Genomic DNA, 14,858 nt, shown 5'->3' with positions numbered 1-14,858 from the left:
CGCTTGTATCCAGGTAAAGAGAACACAAAGGGCGAAACGGACGACTCCGGCGCCCGCCGGCTGCGGGCGCGGGGCACCTGTCGCGCGCCTACCCTGGTGCCGTGACCTCGCCGAATCCCGCTCCCGGGCCCGCCGAGGGCGTCCGGGACGACACCGCCGACAACCCCTCCGGCGCCACCGGCTCGCCCGGCGGCGTCGCGCTGGCCGCCTCTCTGTACGTCGGCGCCCGCCTGCTCGTCGTCGCCGTGATCGCGGGCGTGCTCGTGGTGGCCGGCCTGCCGCTGCTCGTGTCGCTGCTGATCGCCATCGTCGTGGCCCTGCCGCTGTCGCTGTTCCTGTTCCGCGGGCTGCGGGCCCGGCTCGCCGCCGAGGTGGACGCGGCGACGGCGTCGCGTCGGGCCCGGCGCGAGCAGCTGCGGGCCGAGCTCCGGGGAGACGCCCCGGGAGAGGAGCCGTCGGTCGAGGCCTAGGTGAGGGCCAGGCCGAGCGCCGTCGCGGCGGACCACACCAGCAGCCCGAGCGCGGTGTCGCGCAGCACGGGGATCAGGTCCCGGCCGGTCGACCCGGCGAGCACCCGCCGCAGGCCGGGCACGATCAGGACCAGCGCGAGGAGACCGGCCAGTGCGCCCCAGGCCCGCAGGCTGAGCACGAGGGTCATGCCGAGCGGGATCACGACGAGCGCGGCGTAGAGCACGCGGGTGTCGCGGTCGCCGAGCACCACCGCGAGGGTGCGCTTGCCGGTGTCGACGTCGGACCCGATGTCGCGCAGGTTGTTGGCGACGAGGACCGCGCAGGCGAGCAGGCCCACGCCCACCGAGGCGCCGATCCCGAGACCGCTGGCGCGGCCGGTCTGCACGAACTCGGTGCCGAGCACCGCGACCGGCCCGAAGAAGACGAACACCGCGAGCTCGCCCAGCCCGCGGTAGCCGTACGGGCGCGAGCCCCCGGTGTAGAACCAGGCGCCGAGCAGGCACACCGCGCCGACCACGATCAGCCACCAGTGCCCGCTGTAGAGCGAGAGCACGACACCGGCGAGCGCCCCGAGGCCGAGGCAGAGCAGCGCGGTGCGCTTGACCACGTACGGCTGCGCCACCCCGGAGCCCACGAGACGCAGGGGTCCGACGCGGTCGTCGTCCGTGCCGCGGACGCCGTCGGAGTAGTCGTTGGCGAAGTTCACGCCGATCACGAAGGACACCGAGACGATCAGCGCGAGCGCGGCGGCCACCGGGTCGAATCCGGCGACCCCTGCAGCCGCCCCGGAGCCCGCGAGCACGGGGGCGATCGCCGTGGGCAGCGTGCGGGGACGCGCGCCCTCCACCCATTCGCCGACGGTCGCCACGCCCGGCGACTTTACCGACGTGACGCTAGGTGCAGGGCGGCACCGGCGGCGCGCCCTGGATCCACGCGGCCGGGACGTAGCGCTCCGGTCGGGTGCGCAGCCAGAGGTTGCTGGTGCCCTGGGTGCCGGTGACGGAGCTGCCCGCGACCTGGCACTGGACCTCGACCTGGGCGCCGTCGCCGACCACCCCGCCGTCGGGCGCCGCGGCGTCCGGGGTCGCCCGTTCCACGACCGGACCCGCGCCGGCGGTGGTTGCCCGGCCCAGCGCCGCGGACTTCGCGGTCCAGAGGTAGTCGACGGTGACGAAGGCGTTGTTGCGCAGGCCGAGGCCGTAGAAGGTGCCGTCGGCGAGGTCGATGCCCGCGGGGTTCTTCACCTGGCGGCCGAAGCCGTCGCGCCCGCCGTTGTACTTGTTCTCGAACGCGGCCTGGGCCTGCGGGCGGCCCTGCGGGAGGTCCTTCCACTGCTGGCGCTGGTCCGACGGGTTCCAGTAGTCGTCCTTGGTGTTCCAGGGCCCGACGTCCCACACGGGCACGGTCGCGCAGCGCCCGCCCGCGGCACAGACGCGCACGCTGTAGTCGCCGCGCCCGTTCGGGGAGAGCGCGCGACGCGAGGGCAGCGCGGCGAACTGGTCGTTCGGCGTGATCCGGTGCCCGTTGGCGGTGACGCCGCCGACGAGGCCCTCGCGGGTGGCGAACACCCGGTAGCTGGCCCGCGGGGCGATCGTGCGCGGGCCGGTCGGCACCTCGTCGGCGAGGACCTCGAGGCTGCGCACCACCGGGCCGGCCGATCCGGTCGGGGCGAGCATCGCGAGGCGCACGGCCACGGTGCGCGTGGGCTCCGGGAGCACCGCGGGGGAGCCGGGCTCGGCGGGGAGCCACTCGCTCCACTGGCCGTCGGCGTCCTGCCCGCGCACGTCGACCGCCACCTGGGACCCGGGCGGGACGTCGCCGGTGACCGGGGCGTCGATCCGGTTGACCGGTGTCGCGAACTGGTGGGCGCCGAGGTCGAGCAGGCCCTGGCGCTCGGCGCCGCGCAGCGCGGCCGGGCCGGTCTCGGTGCCGTCGCGCATGGTGCTCAGGCGGGCGGTGCCCTCGGTGATCGCGACACCAGTCGACGTCCCGGCCAGCGGGGGTGCCCAGCGCTGCGGGCCCTCGTCGTCCGGGGCGGCCTGCGTATGCGGGCCTGTCGGTGGGGGCACGCCCGGCTCGGCGGTCGCCACCGGGGCGAGGGTCGCGAGGGACAGGGCGGTCGTCAGGACGCCGGTGGCCACGACGAAGCCTGTCCGTCGCGTCCGCCGCGCCCGGACGACCCGCTCCGTGGAGGGCTGGAGTCGAGTCGTGTCGGTGCGCACGGTGCAGTGAACGGCGCGATCACGGGCCGCGGTGTCCGATTCGGCGGAGATCCGCTCGATGGGTTGTCATCCGGTCGAGTGCTTCACCACCCGTACGGCGCGCCTCCCCGACGTCGGCGCGTGCGTGGTGCAGACGCACGGGGGTCGAGGGGCTCCTGTGGGTGATCATTGCGTCGAACCCCTCCGGCGCATCGAGGAGTCGAGCAGGCAGACCGTGTCCTCAGGACACGGTCCGCCGTGGGAGGTCTCGACCCCGCGAGCGGACGCTCATCGCCGCCGTGCGTGATCAGGGGCCGGGATCACCCCTGCCCAGCGGGTGCGACGGCCTCGGCGTCACTACCGTGGGTTGGGTGATTCCCTCGACGGCGCAGGCCCACGTCGTCGTGGACGAGTGGGTCCGGGCGGGGGTGACGGATGCCGTCGCGTGCCCCGGGTCGCGCAACGCGCCGCTGCTCGTCGCCCTCTACGCCGCCGACCGGGACGGGCGGCTCCGGCTGCACGTCCGCGTCGACGAGCGCGGCGCTGGGTTCCTCGCGGTGGGGCTCGGCTCGGTGTCGGGCCGCATCGTGCCGGTGGTCGTCACCTCGGGCACCGCGGTGGCCAACCTGCACCCCGCCGTGCTCGAGGCCTCGCGCAGCGGGGTGGGCCTGCTCGTGGTCAGCGCCGACCGGCCCGTCGAGCTCGTGGGCAGCGGCGCCAACCAGACGATCGACCAGGTCGGGATGTACGGCGAGGCGGTCCGCGCCTCGGTGGTGATGCCGCTGGCGGAGGACCGCCCCGGTGCGGCGCGCTCGTGGCGGGCGGTCGTGGCCCGGGCGCTCGACCGGGCGGCGGGCACGAGCGGGGGCGACCCCGGTCCCGTCCAGCTCAACGTCCCGCTGCGCGAGCCGCTGCTCGACCCGCAGGGCGCCGCCGACCCGCGGACCAGCTCCGACCCCGCGCTCGAGGGCCGGCCCGACGGCGCTCCGTGGACGGGGATCGTCGCGGCACCGCCCGCCTCCACCCTCGCGCCCCTGGCGTTGCGCGCGGGCGCGCGGACGCTCGTCGTCGCCGGTCACGGCGGGGAGGTCGTGCCCGCAGGGACCCGCCTGCCCGACGGCGTCCCGGTGCTCGCCGAGCCGACGTCGCCGCTGTGGTCGGACCCCGCGGGCGGGCGCGCGCTGCCCGCCGGCACCTGGGCGCTCCCGGCGGCGCTGGACGGGACGCGCGAGGACCTGCGCCCCGAGCAGGTCGTCGTCCTCGGCCGCCCGACGCTGCACCGCGCCGTGTCGCGCCTGCTCGCCGATCCGTGCGTCACCGTCGTGGCCGTCCCCTCGGTGGCCCCGACGGGCGGGCGCCCCCGGCCGGGCTGGACCGACGTCGCCGGATCGGTGACGGCGGTCGGCGCGCTCCCGCCCCCGGACGACTGGAAGCCCGACGCCGACTTCGCGCGTGCCTGGGCCGAGGCCGACGACCGGGCCCTCCAGGTGCTCGACTCCGCCGTCGCCGAGGGCAGCGGGCCCGCCCTGGCCGCGGCCACCGTCGCGGCGCTCCCGTCGGGGGCGTGCCTCGTGGTGGGTGCTTCCGCGCCGATCCGGGACGTGGCGCTCGCGGCGACGCCGCGGGCCGACGTCAGCGTGCTGTCGGCGCGGGGCGTCTCCGGCATCGACGGGGCGGTCTCACTCGCCGCGGGCGTCGCGCTCGCCCACCCCGGGCCGACCTACGCGCTGCTCGGCGACCTGACGTTCCTGCACGACACGAACGGCCTGCTCGTCGGGCCGGAGGAGCCGCGCGGGGAGCTCGTCGTCGTGGTCGCGAACGACGACGGCGGCGGCATCTTCGCCACCCTCGAGCAGGGCGCACCACGCTTCGCCGCCGCCTTCGAGCGCGTCTTCGGGGCCCCGCACGGCACGGACCTCGCCGCGCTCTGCGCCGCGCACCACGTCCCGCACCGCCACGCGGTCTCGTCCGAGCTCGGGGGTCCGACCGGGGCGCTCGCCCCGACAGGGCGACCGGGAACCCGGGTGGTCGAGGTGGCGATCGACCGGTCGGAACGGCGGGCGGCCGGGGAGCAGACCGTCGCGGCGGTGCGGGCGGCGCTCGCCGACGACCGATGCGGCGCGACCCCGCGGGAGTGACCTCGTCGTCACCGCACGCGACCACCACGGGGAATCCGGAATGATGCGCCCCGCCACGGGTCGGGACGACAGTTGGGAGTGCAGCAGGCGTGCTGGTGCTGGTGGGAGCGCACGCAGTGGCGGCGCTGGCCGCGCCGGGCCTGGTCCGGGTGCTCGGTCGACGCGCATTCACGGTGCTGGCCCTGGTCCCCGCCGCGGCCTTCGTCTGGATCCTGGCGCAGCTGCCCGCCGTGCTCGCGGGCGCCACGCCCACCCAGGAGATCCCGTGGATCCCCGCCCTCGGCATCGACATCGCGATGCGCCTCGACGCGCTGTCCGCCACCTTCTCGCTGCTGGTCACCGGCATCGGAGCTCTCGTACTCCTGTACTGCACGCGCTACTTCGTGGAGGGCGCGCGCGGGCTCGGACGGTTCGCCGGGGTGCTCACCGCCTTCGCCGGGGCGATGCTCGCGCTCGTCTGGTCCGACGACGTCTTCGTGCTCTACGTGTGCTGGGAGCTGACGACCGTCTTCTCCTTCCTGCTCGTCGGGCACGACTCGCACAAGCGGGCGAGCCGTGCGGCGGCGGTGCAGGCGCTCGTCGTCACCGCCGCGGGCGGCCTGACGATGCTCGTCGGCCTGGTGGTGCTGTCCACCGCGGCGGGCACCACGCGGCTCTCGGCGCTCGTGACGTACTTCATGGGCGCGGCCGCGACCCCCGCAGCCGTGACCGCCGGGGTGGTCTGTGTGCTGGTCGGGGCGATCACCAAGTCCGCGCTGGTGCCGTTCCACTTCTGGTTGCCCTCGGCGATGGCCGCGCCGACGCCGGTCAGCGCCTACCTGCACGCCGCGGCGATGGTGAAGGCCGGCGTCTACCTCGTGCTGCGCCTCGCGCCCGGGCTCGCCGACATCGAGCCCTGGCGCCCGCTGATCGCGACGCTGGCGATCATCACGATGCTGCTGGGCGGCGTGCAGGCGCTGCGCCAGCACGACCTCAAGCTCGTCCTCGCGTACGGCACGGTGTCCCAGCTCGGGTTCATGCTCCTGCTCGCCGGGGCCGGCACCCGGGACGGCGCGCTCGCCGCCCTCGGGCTGGTGGTCGGCCACGCGCTGTTCAAGGCCTGCCTGTTCCTCGTCGTCGGCGTGATCGACCGCCGCGCCGGCACCCGTGACCTGCGCGAGCTCTCCGGGCTCGGGCGGCGCGCGCCGGTGCTGGCGACGGCGGGCATTCTTGCCGCGTCGTCGATGGCCGGTCTGCCGCCGCTGCTCGGCTTCGTCACCAAGGAGGCGTCCTTCGAGGCGTTCCTCCACGAGGCCTACGGCTCCGCGGCGGTGCCGCTGCTCGCGCTCGTCGTGCTGGGCTCGGTGCTCACCGTCGGGTACAGCACCCGGTTCGTGTGGGGTGCCTTCTGGCGCAAGCCGGGCGTGGACGCGGTGACCTGGCAGGCGCCGGGGCCGCTGTTCGTCGCGTCGCCGGTGGTGCTCGGGGTCGGGGGCCTCGTCGCGGGGCTCGGCGTCGCGAGTCTCGCGCCGCTGCTCGAGGGCTACGCCGACACGCTGCCGGCCACGTATCCGGTCCTGCTCGAGCTGGCCGTGATCCCCTCGGTCGGCGTGGCCCTCGGGCTCTCGGTGCTCGCCGTCGCCCTCGGGTTCGTCGTGGGCCTGCCGGCGGTGAGCGCCCGCCTGACCGCGCGCCACCCGCTGGCCGGGGTGCGCGCCGAGATCGCGTGGCGCGGCGTGATCCACGCCCTGGAGAACACCTCGCTGCGCGTCACGGTGATGACGCAGCGCGGCTCGCTGTCCTGGGTCCTCACCACGGTCTTCGCGGTGCTCGTGCTCGGGCCGGGGCTCGCGCTGCTGCTGTCGGCCGACCTCGGCACGGTCCGCGTCGACCGTCTCGCCGACTCGCCGTTCCAGGTGCTCGCCGCCGTCATCGGCGCCGCGTGCGCGATCGTCGCCACGCGCGTGCGCCGCCGCCTCGGCGCGGTGCTCGTGGTCGGCGGGCTCGGCTACGCGATCGCGCTGATCTTCGCGCTCGCCGGGGCGCCCGACGTCGCGCTCACCCAGGCGCTGGTGGAGACGGCGACGCTCGTGGTGGTCGTGCTCGTGCTGCGCACGCTCCCGCGCGACATCGCGGACCGGCACACGCCCCGTCAGCGCGTCCGGCGCCTGCTCGTCGCCGTGCCGGTCGGGCTGCTCATGACGGGGCTCGGCGCGGTGGCGCTCGCCGCACGGCAGGCCCCGCCGGTGTCGGCCGCCTACCCCGCCCAGGCCTACGACTTCGGCGCGGGCGCGAACGTCGTCAACGTGACCCTGGTCGACATCCGCGCCTGGGACACCATGGGCGAGCTCTCGGTGATCGTCGCCGCGGCCACCGGCGTCGCCAGCCTGGTCTTCCTGCACCGCCGCTCCGGGGCGCCGCCGCGCTCGGAGCCGCAGCCCGTGGTCACCCCGTCGACGGGGGCCGGCGGCTGGCTGCGGGCGGCCCGCCGCGGTGACGGCGACCGTGTCCTGCTGCTCGAGGTGATCACCCGCCTGGTCTTCCCGACGATGATGGTGGTCTCGCTGTACTTCCTGTTCGCCGGCCACAACGCGCCCGGCGGCGGGTTCGCGGGCGGACTCGTCGCCGGTCTCGCGCTGGTCGTGCGCTACGTCGCGGGCGGTCGCTACGAGCTCGGCGAGGCCGTCCCCGTCGAGGCCGGTGTGCTGCTCGGGCTCGGGCTGCTGCTCGCGGGCGGCACCGGGGTGGGCGCGCTGCTGCTCGGCGGCGAGGTCCTGCAGACCGCCGTGCTCGAGGGCGACGTCCCGGTGCTCGGCGACGTCAAGTTCGTGACCTCGCTGATCTTCGACGTGGGCGTCTACCTCATCGTCATCGGACTCGTGCTCGACATCCTGCGCAGTCTCGGCGCCGAGCTCGACCGCCGGCGCTCCGTCGCGACGGGCGAGATGTCGACCCGTCAGGAGGTCCCGTCGTGAGCTCGCCGATCGTCCTGCTCGCGCTCGTCGGCGTGCTCTACACGGCCGGGGTCTACCTGCTCCTCGAGCGCAGCCTGACCCGGGTGCTGCTGGGCGTCCTGGTGCTCGGCAACGCCACCAACGTGCTCGTCATCGTGGCCGGGGGTCCCACGGGCGCGGCGCCGCTCGTCGGCCGCGCGCCGGAGGAGACGATGAGCGACGCCCTGGTCCAGGCGCTGGTGCTCACGGCCATCGTCATCACGCTCGGGGTGTCGGCGTTCCTGCTCGCCCTCATCCACCGCGCCTGGACCCTCGACCGCGAGGACGACCTCACCGAGGACGCCGAGGACCGCTCCGTACGCCGCCGCCTGGCGCGCGGGGAGCAGGAGGACGAGGAGGAGCTGGACACCACGGGCTGCGAGACCGTCGGCGACACCGACCCGGAGGACACCGAGACGGGCCCCGACCCCGTCCGCGCGGCGGCCGGCGCCACCGGGGAGGACGCGCCGTGAACCCGGGCTCCTCGCTGCTCGCGACCCTGATCCCGCTGCCCGCGCTGCTGCCGCTGCTCGGCGCCGGCCTGACCCTCGTGCTCTCGCGACGCCCGATGCTGCAGCGCGCGGTCAGCGTCGCCGTGCTCTCCGTCGTGGTCGTCATCGCCGCGCTGCTGCTGGTGGCGGCGGTGGAATCGGGGCCGGTCGTCGTCACGGTCGGCTCGTGGCCGGTGCCCCTGGGCATCACGCTCGTCGTCGACCCGCTGTCGGCGCTGATGCTGCTGACGTCGATGACGGTGACGCTCGCCGTGCTCGTCTACGCCATCGGGCAGGGCGTGTACGACCGCGACGAGGACACCCCGATCACCATCTTCCACCCGACCTACCTGGTGCTCGCCGCGGGCGTGGCGAACGCCTTCCTCTCGGGGGACCTGTTCAACCTCTACGTGGGGTTCGAGGTCCTGCTGATGGCGAGCTACGTGCTCCTGACGCTCGGGGGCAGCCGCTCGCGGGTGCGGGCCGGCATCATCTACGTCGTCGTCAACGTGGTCTCGTCGCTGGTCTTCCTCGTCGGCATCGCGCTGGTCTACGCCGCGGTGGGCACGCTGAACCTCGCCCAGATCTCCACGCGCATGGAGCAGGTGCCACCGGGCACGGCGCTGGCGATCCACCTCGTGCTGCTCACGGCGTTCGGCATCAAGGCCGCCGTGTTCCCGCTCTCGGCGTGGCTGCCCGACAGCTACCCGACTGCGGCCGCCCCGGTCACCGCGGTGTTCGCCGGCCTGCTCACCAAGGTCGGCGTGTACTCGATCATCCGCACCGAGACGCTGCTGTTCCCGGACTCCGAGGTCACCCGGACCGTGCTGCTCGTCGCCGCGGGGCTGACCATGCTGGTCGGGGCGCTCGGCGCCATCGCGCAGGCCGACATCAAGCGGATCCTGTCGTTCACCCTCGTCAGCCACATCGGTTACATGATCTTCGGGATCGCGCTCGCCACCCCGCTCGGCGTGGCCGGCGCCGTGTTCTACGTCGTCCACCACATCACCGTGCAGGCGACGCTGTTCTGCGTGGTCGGCCTCATCGAGGGCGTCGGCGGCTCGACGTCGGTGACACGTCTCGGCGGGCTGGCGAAGGCGTCGCCGCTGCTCGCCGTGCTCTGGTTCATCCCCGCCGTCAACCTGGGCGGCATCCCGCCGCTCTCCGGTTTCATCGGCAAGCTCGCGCTGGTGCAGGCCGGTGTCGTCGACGGCTCCGCGCTGGCCTGGACGCTCGTGGTGGTCTCGGTGCTCACGAGCCTGCTGACGCTCTACGCGGTCACCAAGGTGTGGGTGCTCGCCTTCTGGCGCCCCGCCGACCAGATCCCGGTCTCCGAGGAGCCCGACCAGGACGAGGACGAGGAGGCCGACGAGGGCGACGAGGACGTGCCCGACGGCCGCGAGCGGACGACCGGCGGGCTGCCCGGCGCCCCGACGCCGCGCAGCGGGGTGCTCACGCAGGTGCGCCCCGGCACGGCCCGCACGATCGCGCGCGCCGAGGCGAACTCCGGCGCCGAGGTCGACTGGCCCGTGGCGCGCCTGGCCCCGGCCGACAGCACCCCGGCGCTGTCCGGCCGGTTCCTGGGCGCCGCCGGCGACACCGTGTCGTCGCGGCTGCCGCGGGTGATGACCGCGGCGACCGCCGCGCTCGTCGTGCTGGGTCTCTCGCTGACGGTCGCGGCCGGCCCGCTGTACGCGGTGGCCGACCAGGCCTCCGACGACCTCGTCGCCCGCACGCCCTACATCCAGGCCGTGTTCGCCCAGGCCGTCGACGACCGGGTCGCACGGTGAGCCGGGAGGGCCGGGACGGGGGCGAGGGGCGCCGCACCCCGCCCAACACCGGCGGGATCCTGCGCCGCGCCGTCCCGCTCGTCTGGCTGATGATCGTCTGGGTCCTGCTCTGGGGGACCTTCTCGTGGGCCAACGTGCTCGGCGGGCTGGCCATCGGGCTGCTCGTGCTCGTCCTCTTCCCCCTGCCGGCCGCCCCCGGCGGGGGCTGGATACGGCCGGGGGCGGCGCTCGGCGCGGCCGCGCGGTTCGTCGGCGACCTCGTCGTGTCGAGCCTGCAGGTCGCCCGGCAGTCGCTGCAGGCCGTCACCGGCCCGCCGATCCGCAGCTCGGTGATCGCCGTCCGGCTCGCGTCGTCGTCGGAGTTCGTGATGGCGATGGTCACCGAGGTGCTCACGCTCGTACCCGGCAGCGTGGTCATCGAGGCCCGGCCCGAGGAGCGGACGATCTACGCCCACGTCCTCGGCGCCGACGACGACCAGGCCGTCGCGGACTTCCGCGCGCAGGTCGCCCGGCTCGAGGGCGACATCGTGGCGGCCCTCGGCCGGCCGGCCGCGCCGACCGTCCCCGTGGGTCCCGACACTGCCGAGGAGAGCCGATGAGCACCCTGCCCGCCCTGCTCGACGCCGTCCTCGTCGTCTCCCTCGTGCTGCTCGGGCTCTCCGCGCTCCTCGTCGTCGTGCGGCTGCTGCGGGGCCCGACGGGTCTCGATCGCCTCATCGCGCTCGACGTCCTCGTCGCCGAGTTCCTGTGCGGGCTCGTGGCGTACGCGGCGCTCACCGGCGACTCGTCGTTCGTCCCCGTGGTGGTCGCGATCAGCCTGGTCGGCTTCCTCGGCTCGACCACCGTGGCGCGCTTCGTGCGACGGGGGACCGGACGATGAGCACCCCCACCCAGAGCACGGTCGAGCTCGTGCTGGACACGATCGGCACGGTGGCGATCGTGCTCGGCGTCCTGCTGGCACTGGTCGCCTCGGTCGGCCTGCTGTCGCTGCCCGACGTGCTCAGCCGCATGCACGCCGCCACGAAGCCGCAGGTGGTGGGCCTGCTGCTCATCGTGATCGGCGGCGCGCTGCACCTGCGCACCAGCCCCGATGTGTGGATGCTCGTGCTCGTCGGGGCCTTCCAGCTCGTGACGGCCCCGGTCACCGCGCACGTCGTCGGTCGCCTCGCCCACCGGGGCGAGGGCGGCGTCCGCCGCGACCTGCTGTACGTCGACGAGCTCACCGACCGCCCGGACGAGGCCGACCCGGGTCCGGACGACCAGGAGGACGACGACGAGGCCCGCGACGAGGACGGCTCGCCCCACCGCAACGGGGCGGCCGTCGGGCGCAGCCGTCGCAGGCGCGGGGACGGCTCCGACGGGGCCTCCCTAGACTCGGGCGAATGACAGGGCTGCGCGAGCTGGCGCGGCGGGCCGTCGCGAAGGCGCGTCCGCCGGCCGAGGCCGCGGTCGCGCTGCTGCGCCCCGCCGCCCGCAAGGCTCCGGAGATCGTCGTCGCCGTGGGACTCGTCGTCAGCGTCCTGCTCGGCCTGGTGCTCGTCGCGGCCGCGCGCAACGACGCCCACATCGACGCCTCGATCGGCCGTGCCGTCGGCGAGGTGCTCGAGGGCGGCTCGGGGCCCCACGTCTACGTTCGCTTCACCACCGGCGAGGGAGCGGTGCTCACCCCGGAGGACGGCGTGTTCTACCCCCGCGGCCTCGAGCCCGGGCAGCTCGTGCGGGTCGAGTACGACCGCACCGACCCCGAGCTGGTGCGGGTCGCCGGGCGCACCTGGACCGAGGGCCTCCTGCCCGTCGCGCTCGGGCTGCTCGTGCTCTGGGCCGTCGTCGCCCCCGGTGCCTGGGCGCTCGGGCGGGCCCGGCGACGCCGGGAGGAGGCGGTGGCCGCGCGCGAGGCGTGGACGGTCCGCGACGGCGACGAGAACGAGGGTGACGGCGAGCGCGAGGACGGCGAGCCCGAGATGGCGGGGGCGGGGCACCGATGAGCCCGAAACCGGGCGGCACCCGCGCGGAGCTCGACCGCGACCCGGGCGCCGTGGCCCGGATGTTCGACGGCGTCGCCGCGCGCTACGACGTCACCAACACCGTGCTGTCGTTCGCCCAGGACGTCCGCTGGCGCCGGGCCACCCGCGCGTGCCTCGCGGTCGGTCCGGGGGACACGGTGCTCGACGTCGCCGCGGGCACCGGGGTCTCCACCGTCGAGCTCGCCCGCACCGGGGCCCGCTGCCTGGCCACCGACTTCTCGCTCGGGATGCTGCGCACCGGCCGCTCGCGGCTCGTGGGCAAGCTGGGCCGCAGCCCGGTGCCCTACGTCGCCGCCGACGCCCTGCACCTCCCGCTGCCCGACGCCTCCGTCGACGCGGTGGTCATCTCCTTCGGCCTGCGCAACACCGTCGACGTCGACGCCGCGCTCGCGGAGTTCGCCCGCGTCACCCGCCCGGGCGGCACGCTCGTGGTCTGCGAGTTCTCCCGGCCCACCTTCGCGCCGTTCCGCCGCGTCTACACCGACTACCTCATGGCGGGCCTGCCCCGCGTCGCCCGCGCGGTGAGCTCGAACCCCGACGCGTACGTCTACCTCGCCGAGTCGATCCGCGCCTGGCCCGACCAGCCCGCCCTCGCCGCCCGCATCGGCGCCGCCGGCTGGCGCTCGGTGGCCTGGCGCAACCTCTCCGGCGGCATCGTCGCCCTCCACACGGCGACCAAGCCCGCCTGACCAGTACCAGCCTGGGGGCCATGCTGACCGAATCGACACAGCACGCCGATGGGGTCAGGAAAGCCCCCACGTGGCCGCGAACGACGGCACATGACCCGCGTCCGCGCATCCGAAACCACCCTCGGCGGGCGATCACGCCACACGGTCCCTAGACTCCCCGTAGCCGAGCTAGTGAACGGATTCACAAGGAGCCGTGCCGTGTCCGCCGCCACCACCGGAGCGCGCCGCAGCCCCGACGCCGACGCCGATGTCGTCGTCGTGGGTGCCGGTCCCGCAGGCTCCACGGTCGCGACGTACCTGGCGCGCGCCGGGCTCGACGTGCTCGTCCTGGAGAAGGCGACGTTCCCCCGCGAGAAGGTCTGCGGCGACGGCGTGACCCCGCGCGGGGTGAAGCAGCTCGTCGACCTCGGCGTCGACACGCGCGAGGAGGCCGGCTGGCGCCACCAGCGCGGCCTGCGCGTCATCGGCGGCGGCACGAGCATCCAGCTCGACTGGCCCGAGCTCGCCACCTTCCCCGCCTACGGCCTCGTGCGCCCCCGGCGCGACTTCGACCAGATGCTCGCCGACCACGCCCGCGCCGCCGGGGCCCGTGTCGAGGAGGGTGTCTCGGTCTCCGGCGCGGCCGTCGACGAGCGCACCGGCCGCGTCACCGGCGTCGACGCACGCCGCGGTCCGGAGCGCGAGCCGGTCTCCTACCGTGCGTCGCTGGTCGTCGCCTGCGACGGCGTCGGCGCGCGCACCGCGCTGAGCCTCGGCATCGGCAAGCGCGACGACCGCCCGCTCGGCGTCGCGGTGCGCCGGTACTACACGAGCCCGCGCCACGACGACGACTACCTCGAGACGCACCTCGGCCTGCACGACGGCCCGGGCGTCGGCCCCGACCTGCACGGCGGCTACGGCTGGGTGTTCGGGATGGGCGACGGCACGGCGAACGTCGGCCTCGGTGTCCTCGCCACGCGGAAGAACGACAAGCGCGACTACCGCGCCCTGCTCCGGCACTGGGTCGAGGGCCTGCCCGCCGAGTGGGGTCTGCGCGAGGAGAACGCCACCGGCGCGATCGGCGGCGCCGCGCTGCCGATGGGGATGAGCCGCACCCCGCTCTACCGCGACGGCCTCGTGCTCGTCGGCGACGCCGGCGGGATGGTCAACCCGTTCAGCGGCGAGGGCATCGCCTACGCACTGCAGTCCGCGGCCATCGCCGCCGAGTGCGTCGTGCAGGCGAGCGCCCGGCCGGAGGGCACCGGACGGGAGCGCGCGCTGGCCGCGTACCCGGCGGCGGTCCGCCACGAGCTCGGCAGCTGGTACCGCGTCGGCAACCGGGCCGCGAGCGCGCTCGGCCGGCCACGGTTCATGCACCACGCCCTGCGCCTCGGGATGCCGAGGCGACGTCTCATGGAGGCCGCGCTGCGGCTCTTCACCGGCCTCACCGACGGACGGGACGGCGACGCGGGCGACCGCGCGCTCGACCTCGTCCTGCGGATGGTGCCGCCACTCGGGGACGCGCCGCCGGGGTCGCCGAGCACCCGGAAGGAGGGCTCCGTCGCGGCCTGAGCCGCGGACCGCTCACCCGGGTTAGGCCGCCCTCATCGGCGTCTCGCCCGTTCGGGCTCATTAGGGTCGGTCCCGCCCGCCGACCGTGATCCACTGCACGGCCTGCGCGAGGGCCGCACCACCACGAACTCCCGACGCGCAGCACGGGGAGGAAGGAGCGACGATGCTGGACCTCTACGTCCCGCTGGTCGTCATGTTCGTGCTCGCCGCCGGGTTCGGGCTGTTCTCGGTCACGGCCGCGCCCTTCATCGGACCGCGTCGCTACAACCGCGCGAAGCTCGACGCCTACGAGTGCGGCATCGAGCCGTCGCCGCAGCCGGTCGCCGGCGGCGGCCGCATCCCGGTGGCCTACTACCTCACCGCGATGCTCTTCATCCTCTTCGACATCGAGATGGTCTTCCTCTACCCGTTCGCCGTGAACATCGACGCGCTCGGGTTGTTCGGTCTCGTGGAGATCGTGCTGTTCGTCGCCACCGTCGCCTTCGCCTACGCCTACGTGTGGCGCCGCGGCGGGCTGGACTGGAGCTAGAA

General features: G+C 75.0%; 14 protein-coding genes. 12 read left to right on the top strand and 2 right to left on the bottom strand.

All coding sequences use genetic code 11. The features are described from left to right. The first annotated feature begins 101 nt into the window (after positions 1-101). Entirely contained in the window at positions 102-470 is a 369-nt protein-coding gene (locus PH189_RS21640; RefSeq protein ID WP_274190890.1) for a DUF4229 domain-containing protein, read from the top strand. Here PH189_RS21640 and PH189_RS21635 read toward each other — a convergent pair. Continuing rightward, entirely contained in the window at positions 467-1,339 is an 873-nt protein-coding gene (locus PH189_RS21635) for a 1,4-dihydroxy-2-naphthoate polyprenyltransferase (protein ID WP_274190889.1), read from the bottom strand. The two genes, PH189_RS21640 and PH189_RS21635, sit on opposite strands and share 4 nt — an antisense overlap. Before the next feature lie 25 nt (positions 1,340-1,364). Then, positions 1,365-2,612: a hypothetical protein gene (locus PH189_RS21630; protein WP_274190888.1), complete on the bottom strand. Its 1,248-nt coding sequence runs from the start codon at positions 2,610-2,612 to the stop codon at positions 1,365-1,367. A 431-nt stretch (positions 2,613-3,043) separates the two neighbouring features. On the opposite strand from PH189_RS21630, the gene menD reads away from it, so the two are divergent. The 11 genes from menD (at position 3,044) to PH189_RS21575 (ending at position 14,856) form a co-directional block, all read left to right on the top strand. Beyond that, positions 3,044-4,810: a 2-succinyl-5-enolpyruvyl-6-hydroxy-3-cyclohexene-1-carboxylic-acid synthase gene (gene menD, locus PH189_RS21625; RefSeq protein ID WP_274190887.1), complete on the top strand. Its 1,767-nt coding sequence runs from the start codon at positions 3,044-3,046 to the stop codon at positions 4,808-4,810. An 89-nt stretch (positions 4,811-4,899) separates the two neighbouring features. Next, entirely contained in the window at positions 4,900-7,764 is a 2,865-nt protein-coding gene (locus tag PH189_RS21620; protein WP_274190886.1) for a Na+/H+ antiporter subunit A, read from the top strand. Beyond that, positions 7,761-8,255, top strand: a complete 495-nt coding sequence (locus tag PH189_RS21615; protein WP_274190885.1) for a Na(+)/H(+) antiporter subunit C — start codon at positions 7,761-7,763, stop codon at positions 8,253-8,255. Before PH189_RS21620 ends, PH189_RS21615 begins: the two co-directional genes overlap by 4 nt. After that, positions 8,252-10,063 (top strand): Na+/H+ antiporter subunit D, encoded by a 1,812-nt coding sequence (locus PH189_RS21610; RefSeq protein WP_274190884.1) that lies wholly within the window; start codon positions 8,252-8,254, stop codon positions 10,061-10,063. The genes PH189_RS21615 and PH189_RS21610 overlap by 4 nt, the downstream gene beginning before the upstream one ends. Beyond that, a complete protein-coding gene (locus PH189_RS21605; protein ID WP_274190883.1) occupies positions 10,060-10,662 on the top strand; it encodes a Na+/H+ antiporter subunit E in 603 nt (200 codons plus the stop codon). Before PH189_RS21610 ends, PH189_RS21605 begins: the two co-directional genes overlap by 4 nt. After that, on the top strand, positions 10,659-10,943 hold the full coding sequence (locus tag PH189_RS21600; protein ID WP_274190882.1) for a monovalent cation/H+ antiporter complex subunit F: 285 nt from the start codon (positions 10,659-10,661) through the stop codon (positions 10,941-10,943). The genes PH189_RS21605 and PH189_RS21600 overlap by 4 nt, the downstream gene beginning before the upstream one ends. Further along, positions 10,940-11,449: a monovalent cation/H(+) antiporter subunit G gene (mnhG, locus tag PH189_RS21595; RefSeq protein ID WP_274190881.1), complete on the top strand. Its 510-nt coding sequence runs from the start codon at positions 10,940-10,942 to the stop codon at positions 11,447-11,449. Before PH189_RS21600 ends, mnhG begins: the two co-directional genes overlap by 4 nt. Further along, entirely contained in the window at positions 11,446-12,048 is a 603-nt protein-coding gene (locus tag PH189_RS21590) for a DUF3592 domain-containing protein (RefSeq protein ID WP_274190880.1), read from the top strand. The genes mnhG and PH189_RS21590 overlap by 4 nt, the downstream gene beginning before the upstream one ends. Further along, on the top strand, positions 12,045-12,776 hold the full coding sequence (locus PH189_RS21585; protein WP_274190879.1) for a demethylmenaquinone methyltransferase: 732 nt from the start codon (positions 12,045-12,047) through the stop codon (positions 12,774-12,776). The genes PH189_RS21590 and PH189_RS21585 overlap by 4 nt, the downstream gene beginning before the upstream one ends. Positions 12,777-12,974: 198 nt before the next feature. After that, positions 12,975-14,327 carry a geranylgeranyl reductase family protein gene (locus tag PH189_RS21580; protein ID WP_274190878.1) on the top strand — a complete coding sequence of 451 codons (1,353 nt, stop codon included), beginning with the start codon at positions 12,975-12,977 and terminating at the stop codon, positions 14,325-14,327. A 163-nt stretch (positions 14,328-14,490) separates the two neighbouring features. Further along, positions 14,491-14,856, top strand: a complete 366-nt coding sequence (locus PH189_RS21575) for an NADH-quinone oxidoreductase subunit A (protein ID WP_274190877.1) — start codon at positions 14,491-14,493, stop codon at positions 14,854-14,856. Positions 14,857-14,858: the final 2 nt, after the last annotated feature.

This window comes from Actinomycetospora chibensis, from assembly GCF_028737215.1.
Lineage (GTDB): Bacteria > Actinomycetota > Actinomycetes > Mycobacteriales > Pseudonocardiaceae > Actinomycetospora > Actinomycetospora chibensis.
This window is presented reverse-complemented; position numbering and strand designations above follow the sequence as displayed.

Bases quoted from the DNA above. Each gene is read 5' to 3' on its own strand.
- PH189_RS21600 (WP_274190882.1), top strand. From the start codon at position 10,659: ATGAGCACCCTGCCCGCCCTGCTCGACGCCGTCCTCGTCGTCTCCCTC.
- mnhG (WP_274190881.1), top strand. From the start codon at position 10,940: ATGAGCACCCCCACCCAGAGCACGGTCGAGCTCGTGCTGGACACGATC.
- PH189_RS21590 (WP_274190880.1), top strand. From the start codon at position 11,446: ATGACAGGGCTGCGCGAGCTGGCGCGGCGGGCCGTCGCGAAGGCGCGT.
- PH189_RS21585 (WP_274190879.1), top strand. From the start codon at position 12,045: ATGAGCCCGAAACCGGGCGGCACCCGCGCGGAGCTCGACCGCGACCCG.
- PH189_RS21575 (WP_274190877.1), top strand. From the start codon at position 14,491: ATGCTGGACCTCTACGTCCCGCTGGTCGTCATGTTCGTGCTCGCCGCC.